This is a genomic window from Paraburkholderia sp. (genome assembly GCF_026225065.1).
In the GTDB taxonomy this organism is placed as follows: domain Bacteria; phylum Pseudomonadota; class Gammaproteobacteria; order Burkholderiales; family Burkholderiaceae; genus Paraburkholderia.
This window is the reverse complement of the sequence record NZ_JAMFSB010000225.1, coordinates 1-10,557: the sequence shown is the minus strand read 5'-3', so window position 1 is coordinate 10,557 and position 10,557 is coordinate 1. Positions and strand designations below refer to the sequence as shown.

The 10,557-nt window shown below is 62.9% G+C and carries 8 protein-coding genes; 2 read left to right on the top strand and 6 right to left on the bottom strand.

Features of this window, described 5'->3' with window-relative positions:
• On the bottom strand, positions 1–3,044 hold a 3,044-nt coding region (locus M0954_RS16665; protein ID WP_297354330.1), incomplete at its 3' end, for a glutamate synthase central domain-containing protein.
• A 285-nt stretch (positions 3,045–3,329) separates the two neighbouring features.
• Positions 3,330–4,037: a transposase gene (locus M0954_RS16660; RefSeq protein ID WP_074262671.1), complete on the bottom strand. Its 708-nt coding sequence runs from the start codon at positions 4,035–4,037 to the stop codon at positions 3,330–3,332.
• A 190-nt stretch (positions 4,038–4,227) separates the two neighbouring features.
• On the opposite strand from M0954_RS16660, the gene M0954_RS16655 reads away from it, so the two are divergent.
• Together M0954_RS16655 and M0954_RS16650 are read left to right on the top strand one after the other, a co-directional pair.
• Positions 4,228–4,950 (top strand): OmpW family outer membrane protein, encoded by a 723-nt coding sequence (locus M0954_RS16655; RefSeq protein WP_122152726.1) that lies wholly within the window; start codon positions 4,228–4,230, stop codon positions 4,948–4,950.
• Positions 4,951–5,238: 288 nt separating this feature from the next.
• Complete coding sequence (locus M0954_RS16650) at positions 5,239–5,616, top strand: YqjD family protein (protein WP_122152727.1); 378 nt, start codon at positions 5,239–5,241, stop codon at positions 5,614–5,616.
• 76 nt (positions 5,617–5,692) lie between these two features.
• On the opposite strand, the gene M0954_RS16645 is transcribed toward M0954_RS16650, so the two are convergent.
• The 4 genes from M0954_RS16645 to M0954_RS16630 form a co-directional block, all read right to left on the bottom strand.
• Positions 5,693–6,895 (bottom strand): deoxyguanosinetriphosphate triphosphohydrolase, encoded by a 1,203-nt coding sequence (locus M0954_RS16645; protein ID WP_367279517.1) that lies wholly within the window; start codon positions 6,893–6,895, stop codon positions 5,693–5,695.
• Positions 6,896–6,965: 70 nt separating this feature from the next.
• The gene (gene aroB / locus M0954_RS16640) at positions 6,966–8,042 is read right to left on the bottom strand and encodes a 3-dehydroquinate synthase (protein ID WP_297354326.1); all 1,077 of its coding nucleotides are present in this window, start codon (positions 8,040–8,042) and stop codon (positions 6,966–6,968) included.
• 7 nt (positions 8,043–8,049) lie between these two features.
• A complete protein-coding gene (locus M0954_RS16635) occupies positions 8,050–8,601 on the bottom strand; it encodes a shikimate kinase (RefSeq protein WP_122152730.1) in 552 nt (183 codons plus the stop codon).
• Between the two features lie 96 nt (positions 8,602–8,697).
• A complete protein-coding gene (locus M0954_RS16630) occupies positions 8,698–10,446 on the bottom strand; it encodes a type IV pilus secretin PilQ (protein ID WP_297354324.1) in 1,749 nt (582 codons plus the stop codon).
• Positions 10,447–10,557: the final 111 nt, after the last annotated feature.

Below are 10,557 nucleotides of genomic sequence, written 5' to 3'. Positions count from 1 at the left end.
TGACCCGGCAACTGGCCGCCTTCGCCCGGCTTCGCGCCCTGCGCCATCTTGATCTGGATCTGATCGGCCGACGACAGATACTCCGCCGTCACGCCGAAGCGGCCCGACGCCACCTGCTTGATCTTCGAGCGCAACGAGTCGCCGTCCTTCAGCGGAATGTCGACGATGACCTCGTCGCCAATCACCGACTTCATCGTGTCGCCGTTCTTGATCGGAATGCCGCGCAGCTCGTTGCGATAGCGGTTCGCGTCCTCGCCACCTTCGCCAGTGTTCGACTTGCCGCCGATGCGGTTCATCGCCACAGCCAGCGTGGCGTGCGCTTCGGTCGAGATCGAACCGAGCGACATCGCGCCTGTGGCGAAGCGCTTGACGATGTCCTTCGCCGATTCGACTTCGTCGAGCGGAATCGCTTTGCTCGGATCGAACTTGAACTCGAACAGGCCGCGGAACGTCATGTGACGGCGGGTCTGATCGTTGATCAGGTGCGCGTATTCCTTGTACGTCTGGTACGAGTTGCTGCGCGCCGAGTGTTGCAGCTTGGCGATCGCATCCGGCGTCCACATATGTTCTTCGCCGCGCACGCGGTAGGCGTACTCGCCGCCTGCGTCGAGCATCGTGGCCAGTACGGGGTTGTCGCCGAATGCTTCGCGGTGCAGACGAATCGCTTCTTCCGCCACGTCGAACAGGCCAATGCCGCCCACCTTCGACGAAGTGCCCTTGAAGTACTTCGACACCAGGTCTTCCGCGAGGCCGACGGCTTCAAAGATCTGCGCACCGGTGTACGACATGTAAGTCGAAATGCCCATCTTCGACATGACCTTCTGCAAGCCCTTGCCGACTGCCTTGGTGAAGTTGTAGACCGCCTTGTCCGCCGACAGGTCGCCCTTCAGGCCGGCAGCCATCTGCGCGAGCGTTTCCATCGCGAGGTACGGGTGCACGGCTTCCGCGCCATAGCCCGCGAGCAACGCGAAGTGATGCGTCTCACGCGCCGAGCCGGTTTCAACGACCAGCCCCGCGCTCGTGCGCAGACCGTGCTGCACGAGATGCGTGTGAATCGCGGCCGTGGCGAGCAGCGCCGGGATCGCGACGTTGTCGCGATCGGTCTTGCGGTCGGACACGATCAGCATGTTGTAGCCGGACTTCACCGCATCGACGGCTTCCGCGCACAGCGACGCCAGGCGCGCTTCGATACCTTCCTTGCCCCAAGCCACCGGATAGCAGATGTTCAGTTCATATGAACTGAACTTGCCGCCGGTGTACTGATCGATCGCGCGAATCTTCGCGATGTCACGGAAGTCGAGCACCGGCTGCGACACTTCGAGACGCATCGGCGGGTTGATGTTGTTCGTATCCAGCAGGTTCGGCTTCGGACCGACGAACGACACCAGCGACATCACCATGTTTTCACGGATCGGGTCGATCGGCGGGTTCGTGACTTGCGCGAACAGTTGCTTGAAGTAGTGATAGAGCGTCTTGTTCTTGTTGGACATGACCGCCAGCGGCGAGTCGTTGCCCATCGAACCGACGGCTTCCTCACCGGCTTGCGCCATCGGCGCCATCAGGAACTTGAGGTCTTCCTGCGTGTAGCCGAAGGCCTGCTGACGATCCAGCAAGGCTGCGGGCTCGCGACGCTCCGTCACGACGTCTTCCGCGCTCGGCTCGATTTCGTCGAGCTTGATGCGCACCGCGTCGATCCAGCTCTTGTATGGCTTCGCGTTGGCGAGGTTGTCCTTGAGTTCCTTGTCGTCGATGATGCGGCCGTGTTCCATATCGATCAGGAACATCTTGCCCGGCTGCAGACGCCACTTCTTGACGATCTTCGACTCGGGAATTGGCAGCGTGCCCGCTTCCGACGCCATGATGACGAGGTCGTCGTCCGTGACGATATAGCGTGCCGGACGCAGGCCGTTACGGTCGAGTGTGGCGCCGATCTGACGGCCGTCGGTGAACGCGATCGCAGCGGGGCCGTCCCACGGCTCCATCATCGCGGCGTGGTATTCGTAAAACGCGCGGCGGTTGTCGTCCATCAGCGTGTGCTGTTCCCAGGCTTCCGGGATCATCATCATCATCGCGTGGACAAGCGGATAGCCGGCCATCACCAGCAGTTCGAGACAGTTGTCGAACGAGGCGGTGTCCGATTGGCCCGGGTAGATCAGCGGCCACAGCTTCGGCAGGTCGTCGCCGAGCACGTGCGACGCGATCGCGCCGGTACGCGCGTTCAGCCAGTTGACGTTGCCCTTCACCGTGTTGATTTCGCCGTTGTGGGCAATCATCCGGTACGGGTGAGCCAGCTCCCACGCCGGGAACGTGTTCGTGGAAAAGCGTTGGTGCACCAGCGCCAGCGCCGAGACGGTGCGGTCGTCCTGCAGGTCGCGGTAGTACACGCCAACCTGGCCAGCCAGCAGCAGGCCCTTGTAGACCACCGTGCGCGCCGACATGGACGGCACGAAGTACTCCTTGCCATGCTTGAGCTTGAGCGCCTGGATGCGGTGGCTCGCGGTCTTGCGGATCACATACAGCTTCCGCTCGAGCGCGTCGGTCACCATGATGTCCTTGCCGCGGCCGATAAAGATCTGACGGATCAGCGGCTCGCTCGCCTTGACGGTGGGCGAAATCGGCATGGAGTGGTCGACCGGCACGTCGCGCCAGCCCAACACCACCTGGCCCTCGGCCTTCACTGTGCGTTCGAGTTCCTGTTCGCAGGCGAGACGCGAGGCATGTTCCTTCGGCAGGAAGATCATGCCGACGCCGTATTCGCCGTTCGGCGGCAGCGTCACACCCTGCTTGGCCATTTCCTCGCGATAGAAGCCGTCCGGGATCTGGATCAGGATCCCCGCGCCGTCACCCATCAACGGATCTGCGCCGACGGCGCCCCGGTGATCGAGGTTCTCGAGAATCTTCAGACCCTGCTCGATGATCTCGTGGCTTTTCTTGCCTTTGATGTGTGCAACGAAGCCGACACCGCAGGCGTCGTGCTCGTTTTGCGGGTCATAGAGACCTTGCGCGGCGGGAACCGAGGAGACCGGTTGCTGGTGATCGTTCATGGGGACACCGTCTGAAAGAGGGCCGGGGAAGGCCGTTGAACCATTTTTTATTGCCCGCAATCGCGCTGCAACTGCGCAGGCTGCTTCGACGCGGCGCGCATCGAAACAGCCGGAATTCGGAATATACGCGACGAATCAAGGGAATAGCAAATAAAATGTGATGATGTGGCACCGATTATCAGATTGGTGCATCGCACAGCATTTTTATTGGTTCCACATCAAAACAGTGCAATAAAACGGCATCCGAAGATGCCGTTTCTTGTGCAGCCCCTTGAAGCGAAACACTTATTGGGTCTGCGGCGTTTCCCGAACCTTACGCGGCCGTCCACGCGGCAACGGCGACACCCGGCGGTTGGCCGCTCGCGCAGCCCACTCGCGGTACGTGTCGCTTCCCAGCACCCAGCCTTTTAGCGTGGCCTGTTGCAACTGGCTGGCTTCGCGCTCATCCAGCGGCTGTTCGCACAGTTCGCGGTAGGCGCGCTGGCGCTCGAACGGCGTATTGCCGAGCGACCAGTACAACGGGTGATCCGTAATCAGGCTGTCGAGTGTCAGCCCAATATGGTGCCGATAGCTCGACCACCGGTAATCTTCTGGTGCACTAACCAGTTGCCCTCGCACCGGACACATTTCGACCACCCGGCTTGCCAGCAGGAAATAGCGCTCGCCTTCGATGACCGTTGCCCGGTAGCGTCCCTCCCACAAGGTGCCGCGCCGCGAATAGCGCCGGTTGAAGTGGGCGACGTAGCGGCGACCGACCGCCTGCATTGCTTTGGGCAAGCTCGACTCCTCCGTGGGAGTGACGAGCAGTTGCACCGCGCCTGGCATCAACGCGTACGCGTGGATGGACAGGTGATGGTCGCGGGAAGCCGCCTTCAGACAATCGATGAAGAGCTCGTAATCCTGTTCGTCGACAAATGCGGGCTGCTGATCGAGCCCGCGCAGGATAACGTGCTGCGGCTGGTCAGGGACATAAAGACGTGCGAGCCGTGCCATGCTGGAGTATCCAATAGTCGCGTTGGTATATACCCGAAGGTCCAAAGTAGCCGAACGCCCGTACGATTCGGTGCGTAACGGCTGAGCCGAAAACCGCGCGGAGCTTAGGGAGAAAGCTCTAACCGCCGCGTATGGTTTGTTTCAAACGTTCTGGTCATAATGAGCGGGCCTTTTCTGGAGGAGCACACATATGAAATTAAAACAGGCCATGACGGGGATCGCGGCGCTTGCCTGCATGACGGCAGCCCACGCTCAATCGGCCGGAACCTTCTACGTCACAACAGGCTGGTTGCATCTTGCACCTCAGTCCGCTAGCGATCCGTTGAAGGAGACCAGCGTTGGCGGCTCACCCGTCAATGTCACACTACCCAACACAGGAGCCAGCCTCGATAGCGCCGACACCCTCGGCTTCACCGCTGGCTACTTCGTCACCGACCACATCGCAACCGAATTCGTGATTGGCATCCCGCCGAAGTTCAATCTGGACGGCTCGGGTGCCTTCTCGTCATACGGCAAGCTCGGTGACGCCAAACAGTGGAGCCCCACTCTGCTGTTCAAGTACTACTTCAGGGACGCTCAAGCGCGCTTCCGTCCTTACCTGGGCGTGGGTGTCACCCATGTTTCGTTCACCGACGCGGAGATCACCAACAGCGTGTTCGAAGCGCAGGTCCTGCATGGTCCGACCACCGTCTCCACGGATAGTTCGTGGGAGCCGGTGTTTAATGGGGGCTTCACGTTCGCAATCGACCAGCACTGGTTCGCCGGTTTCTCGCTCTCGTACCTGCCGCTCAGCACCACCGCGAAGCTGAACACCGCTGCCTCCACGCCGGTCGGCACGCTCAACGTCCAGTCGCAGACGAAAATCAGGCTGAACCCGATCGTCAGCTACGTCAGCATCGGCTATCGCTTCTGACGCCAAGACTAAGGTTAGACGAGTTTTCGGGGCTTGAACAATGCCGCCATGCATTCATGGCGGCATTTTCATTTATATGGCGCACAACGGCCCCTTCGCATGGCGTCGCTACACGTTGTTTTGTAAGTTTGACCAGCATGGCGGCGCCTCCACTGCAAATTGTGCAGTCGCAAAGCGCGGATTGGGTGGGTGCAACACCGTCCGGCGTGTGGCACCGAAGTTGCGTGGCATGGTATTTCCCGCGCGGTTTATGCGGGACCCCTTTGACTGACCAACGACGGAGCGACCATGACTGCACTACCGAATACGCGAGACGCCCTTGGCGAATCCTGGACGTCGACGAGCCGCCGCGCGCGCCGCATCGCACGCCACAGCCGCCATGCGGCCGAAGACATCGCCACTGAACTGCGCTCACTGATGTCGGAGCTCGAAGATACGCTGGCTGACGGCACTCAAGCCGATGCCGTCGCGCTGCGCGCCCAGTTGCGCAAACGGCTGGACGTCGCGCGCGAGCGCCTGAACGAAACCCGCGATGCCGTGCGCCAACGCGCCGAAACCGCGATGTCGGACGCCGACGACTACGTCCACGAGAACCCGTGGCAAACCATTGCGATTGTGGGCGGCATTGCCCTGATCGCCGGCGCGCTGGTTGCGCGGTCGCGCTGAGGAGCTCGCTCAGCGCACGATTGATCGCCCGCCGCCCCTTTGTTGACAGAGGGGCTGGCGATTGCCGCCGAGCGCCTTAGTTGTCCGCAATGACGAACAGCCGCTGGTACTCCTTGAGCGCGTACCGGTCGGTCATGCCCGCGATGTAATGGGCAACCAGGCGCGGCTGGTTCGCCGGATCCGGCGATTGATAGGACGGCGGCAGCAACCGCGGATCGTCGGTGAACGCGTCGAACAGACCGATCACCACGCGGCGCGCCTTGTTTGCCATGCGCATCACGCGATAGTGCCGATACAGGTTTTTGAACAGGAAGCGCTTAAGTACCGTTGCCTGCGCCGCAACCGTTTCGCCATGCGCGACGAGCGGCGGCGCCGCGCGCACGGCGTCAAGCGAAGCCGGAGCATGCAGGTTCAGGTTGCTGGTGGTCGTTTCGATCAGATCGACGATCAGCGTGTTGATGATCCGTCGCACGGTTTCGTGAATCAGCCTGCGCCCCTCGATCTGCGGATAGTCGTGCAGCGCCGCCTCATACTGTGTCTGCCACAACTCGACCTCGGCCAGTTGCCCGACGGTGATCAACCCCGAACGCAAGCCGTCGTCGACATCGTGGTTGTTGTACGCGATCTCATCCGCGACGTTCGCAATCTGCGCCTCGATGGAAGGCTGCAGGCCTTCAAGGAAGCGCTCTCCCAGAGCGCCGAGACGCCGCGCATTTTCTCGTGAGCAGTGCTTGAGGATGCCCTCGCGCGTTTCGAAGCACAGATTGAGGCCGTTAAAGGCCCCGTAGTGCTCTTCGAGATCGTCGACCACGGCGAGGCTCTGCAGATTGTGCTCGAAGCCGCCATGCTCGCGCATGCACTCGTTGAGCGCATCCTGGCCGGCGTGGCCGAAAGGCGTATGGCCGAGATCGTGGGCAAGGGAAATGGCTTCCACCAGATCCTCGTTGACGCGCAGGTTGCGAGCCACCGAACGCGCGATCTGCGCCACTTCCAGACTATGCGTGAGACGGGTGCGAAACAGATCGCCTTCGTGATTCACGAACACCTGGGTCTTGTATTCGAGGCGGCGGAACGCGGTGGAATGCACGATGCGGTCGCGGTCGCGCTGGAACTCGGTCCGCGCGCTAGGTGGCGCTTCGGCATAGCGGCGGCCGCGCGACTGCGACGCATGCGCCGCGTAAGGCGCCAGATGCGCTTCCAGCGCAGCGAGGGTCGGCGTGACGGCAGATGCAGATGCCGGGGCTGCGCTTGCAGACGCGGCGCCGGTTGATTCCTTCAGGGTTTCGCGATGCGTATCACTCACCGGCTTCTCCGAATCATGGGCGATACCCCGGGCCGCATCGCCGCGTTCAGACGGCGGCCGCTAGCGTGGCATGCACGGCGGAATCGGGTGCGGGGCCGATCAGCGTCTCACCGAAACGCTTCAGCAGGATGAACTTGATCTCGCCCGCCTCGGCTTTCTTGTCGACCCGCATCAGGTCGACATAGCGCGATTCGCCGAGTGCCGGCGCGCGGATAGGCAGATGCGCGGCGGTGATCACGTCGACCAGACGCTTGCGCGCGGCTTCGTCAAGATGTCCAAGGCGCACCGACAGATCCGCCGCCATCACCATTCCACAGCCCACGGCCTCGCCGTGCAGCCATTCACCGTAACCGAGTCCGGCTTCGATTGCATGGCCGAAGGTGTGGCCGAAGTTGAGGATCGCGCGCAGACCGCCTTCACGTTCGTCTTTCGCCACCACCGAAGCCTTGATCTCGCACGAACGCTTGACCGCTTCTGCCAGCGCCTGCGGCTCGCAGCGGTTCAAGGCGTCGATATTCGCTTCGATCCATTCGAAGAAGGCCACGTCCGCGATGGCGCCCGTCTTGATGACTTCCGCGATGCCAGCAGCCAGTTCACGCGCCGGCAGCGTACGTAACGCGCCGATGTCGGCGATCACGGCCTGCGGCTGATAGAACGCGCCGATCATGTTCTTGCCGAGCGGATGGTTGATCCCGGTCTTGCCGCCCACCGAGGAATCGACCTGCGACAGCAAGGTGGTCGGCACCTGGATGAACGGCACGCCGCGCATATAGCAGGCGGCTGCAAAGCCCGTCATGTCGCCGATCACGCCGCCGCCCAGCGCGATCAGCGTGGTCTTGCGGTCGGCCCGCGCACCGAGCAGCGCATCGAAGATCAGATTGAACGTTTCCCAGTTCTTGTAAACCTCGCCATCCGGCAGCACCACCGTGGAAACCTGCTTGCCGAGCGGCGCCAGCGCCTGCCGCAGCGCGTCGCCGTAGAGCGGATCGACGGTGGTGTTGGTGACGATGGTGACGGACGAACCGGCGATATGCGGCGCAAACAGCGCGGTCTGGCCGATCAAGCCGGCGCCGATATGAATGGGATAGGCGCGGTCGCCCAATTCGACGTTGACGGTAATCATGCTTGCATTATGACGCAGGAGGTTTGGCGATGCCGGCCATCTCGAGCTGCATCAAGACCATGTTGACGAGGCCGTTGACCGACGGCCGGCCGGTTTCGATGACGAAATGTGCGCACTCGCGGTAAAGCGGGTCGCGCACCGCGAAAAGTTCTTCCAGACGCGCTTTGGGGTCTTCGGTCTGCAGCAGCGGGCGATTCTTATCGCGCCGCGTGCGCAGCCATAGATCGTGCGGATTGGCGCGCAAATAGACGACAAGGCCGTTATTTTGCAGCGCCTGGCGGTTTTCCGGCCGCAAGATGGCTCCGCCGCCGGTGGCCAGCACAATATCCCGCTGACTGGCGAGGTCGGTAATGACCTGCGCTTCGCGGTCGCGAAAGCCCGCTTCGCCTTCAAGTTCGAAGATGACGGGGATGCGCGCACCCGTGCGCGCCACGATTTCGTGGTCTGAATCGAAGAACGGACGATCCAGCCGGCGTGCCACCGCGCGGCCCACGGTGGTCTTGCCTGCCCCCATGAGCCCTACAAAAAATACATTGGCGTGTGCGTCCCGCGCTTGCAACGGTGTCCTCTGGCTAATCCGGTATGGGTTCGTGCCGCAGCTTACTGGCAAAGCGGCTGCCTTGTCGAGCCTGCGGGCCGCGGCTGCGGCAGGCGCTCAATTCGTCTGCACAACGCGCGGCGTGATGAAAACGACCAGCTCGCTGCGCTGGTCACGGTGTGCCCGATGACGAAAGAAAGCGCCCAAAAGGGGTATTTTGCCCAGGAGTGGCACGCGCGTCACATCATCCCGGTCATCCGTGGCGTAGATGCCGCCAATCGACACCGTGCCGCCGTCTTCCACCTCGACGCGCGTGCGCACGTGTTTGGTGTTGATGGCAGGCCCCGCGGCGGTCTGCTCGCCGACGCCGTCCTTGGCGATATCGAGGTCCAGCACGACCCGCCCGTCCGGCGTGATCTGCGGCTCGACCTCCAGTTTCAGGCTCGCGCGGCGAAACTGCACGCCGGAGACGCCTTGGCCGACCTTGGCCTGATACGGCAATTCGGTGCCCTGCTCGACGACCGCTTTCATGCGGTCGGCGGTCACGACCCGCGGGCTCGACACCGTTTCCCCCTGCCCTTCGGCTTCCAGCGCGCTCAACTGAACATTGAGGAGCCGCGTGGCCTGGGCGGCGAATAAGGTCAGACCCACGGTGGCGGCGTCAAAACCGGATAGCGGACCCGCTGACAGATCGTAGACCGTACCACCACCGTCCGTGCCCCCGCTGAGTCCACGCGCCGTGCCGCCGTCCGCGGCGGCGGCCGCCGCGAGCGAGAGTTTGACGCCCAGGTTGCGCGAAAAGCCCTGATCCCCTTCGACAATCCGCGCTTCGATCAGTACCTGACGCGACGGCCGGTCAATCGACGCCAGCAGTTCGGCGATCTGCGCGAGGCGGCCCGCGAGATCGGTTACGAACAGCAGGTTGGTGCGCGCATCCGCCATCGCGGCGCCGCGCTTTGACAATACCCGCTGAGTGCCCGAACCGGTCAACAGGCGCCGCACATATTCGGCATGGGCGTAATGCAGTTCGAACGTCCGGCTGGCGAGCGGCTCCAGATCGGCCAGCCGCGCGTGCGCCTCGAAGCGTTGCCGCTCGCGCGCCGCCAGATCGGCCAGTGGCGCGACCCAGATCACGTTGCCGTGACGCTCCATGGCCAAGCCGTTGACGTCGAGCAAGGTGTCGAACGCGGTGCGCCACGACACCTTGTCGAGCCGCAGCGACACCGTGCCTCGAACCCTGTCGCTGGCGACGATATTCAGGCCGGTGAACTGTGCGAATGCGTTCAGTACCGCTCCCAGTTCGGCACGCTGGAAGTTCAGCGAGATCGGTTTGTCGGGCGACAGACCGTCGTACGCGGCCTGGTTGGACGAGTCGCCGAGGCGCTGCGCCGGGGCAAGCGGCACGGGCGGACCTTCGAGTGCGTGAGCCGACGATTCCGCGCGCGGCACCGCAATGCGTGAGGCTGAAAGCGGTTTGCCCTCGAGTTGCACATCGTCAAGTTGCGTACCGTCAGGCTGCATGCCGTCGCGCTGCTGGCTATTGAGCCGCCGCCCATCGCGCTCCGAGTTATCGAATTGCGCCCCCCCAAACTGCACGCCGTCGCCCTCATCCTCCGCAGCGCTTTCCCGATCAAGTACGCCTACCGGTCGGTCGGCCATTGGCTCCTCATCGGCCGCGTCCTGGCGCAAAAACGGATTCGGCACATCGACCGCCTGATTGCGCGGCAACGGCGGTGTGTCGTACGGCTCGACCGCGTCGTCCAACGGCATCATCGGCGGCAGCGGCGGCAACGACGCCTGCGCCGCACCGATAAACAGGCAGGCGCTGCCAAGCGCCAGCCGGATTCTCTTCACCCCCGTCTTCATGAAGCCTCCGTCAGTGCCAGCGTGCGCGTGCCGACGCGATTCGTCAGCGTGATGCTAAGTGCGTCCATGCCTGTGACCCGGTCGCCACCCACGAACTGACCTTGCTCGACG

Bases quoted from the DNA above. Each gene is read 5' to 3' on its own strand.
- aroB (WP_297354326.1), bottom strand. From the start codon at position 8,042: ATGATTACCGTCAACGTCGAATTGGGCGACCGCGCCTATCCCATTCAT.
- M0954_RS16630 (WP_297354324.1), bottom strand. From the start codon at position 10,446: ATGAAGACGGGGGTGAAGAGAATCCGGCTGGCGCTTGGCAGCGCCTGC.
- M0954_RS16650 (WP_122152727.1), top strand. From the start codon at position 5,239: ATGACTGCACTACCGAATACGCGAGACGCCCTTGGCGAATCCTGGACG.
- M0954_RS16660 (WP_074262671.1), bottom strand. From the start codon at position 4,037: ATGGCACGGCTCGCACGTCTTTATGTCCCTGACCAGCCGCAGCACGTT.
- M0954_RS16655 (WP_122152726.1), top strand. From the start codon at position 4,228: ATGAAATTAAAACAGGCCATGACGGGGATCGCGGCGCTTGCCTGCATG.